1 protein-coding gene is annotated in these 906 nt (G+C 26.0%); it reads left to right on the forward strand.

Annotation, left to right across the window (positions count from 1 at the left end; translation table 11 throughout):
* The first annotated feature begins 654 nt into the window (after positions 1–654).
* On the forward strand, positions 655–900 hold the full coding sequence (locus FC45_RS07440) for a hypothetical protein (RefSeq protein ID WP_006584692.1): 246 nt from the start codon (positions 655–657) through the stop codon (positions 898–900).
* Positions 901–906 lie beyond the last annotated feature (6 nt).

Genomic DNA, 906 nt, shown 5'->3' on the forward strand with positions numbered 1-906 from the left:
TATTTACACAAAAAATTTGACAGTTTCCAATTCTAGAATTAATTATCATTTTATTAACTTTGTGTTTTATATATAGCATAATTAAAACTCAAATTTTGATTAAAAAATTGGAATTAAAGATTGAGGAACACTTTAAAAGTATTCCTCAGAAAAAATAAAAGGAGAGCAAACTGAAAGATAGTATATCAGCAATGAAATAGGATATTTACTGTCTTTCATTTAAAAGAAAATGCAAATTTTAAACCTAATTATAAAATGTGAGATATTAATTGTCTTTTTTTGATTTTAGGAAATATTTTTTTATTTATACTTTTATTTATACAAGGGAAAATATATCAGCAACATTTAAAAAAATTACCTCAAAGAAAAGAACATTAGTGACTATCAAATTTTTAAAGAAGTTATTCAACCAGCGCTAATGCATTAAAGGAGGACAATGTTAAAATTCCAGAAATTGTAAAAATAGCAACTTGGACAATATCAGCACAATAAATATTAGATGAGCTAATTTAATTGAAGGGAAAAGAGTTTAAAATAAACTCTTTTTTATTTTGCTCCAAAAGAGATAGAGCCACTATTTTGCTACTAATTAGTAGCAAGGTATTCTAGATATTGTTATAATAATATTATCAATAATAAATAAGGAGAGTTCAGATGGACGTTGCTGAAGCATTAGCAAGATTAAAATTTCTCGTTAGACACAACAAATTTAAAATGGTCAGGAGAACTGATAAAATGGCAATGCCAGTTTCTGTACCGCTTGCTAAAGAATTAATTAGGCAACTATCAATTGACGACTTTGTTAAGCATGAACCTAATCGTAACAATCCATTACAATTTGTATGGATATTTAAAACTGCTGATGAACAGAAATACGAAACTGTCAAATTTTTTGTGTAAATAGAT

It is taken from the genome of Lactobacillus jensenii DSM 20557, assembly GCF_001436455.1.
Lineage (GTDB): Bacteria > Bacillota > Bacilli > Lactobacillales > Lactobacillaceae > Lactobacillus > Lactobacillus jensenii.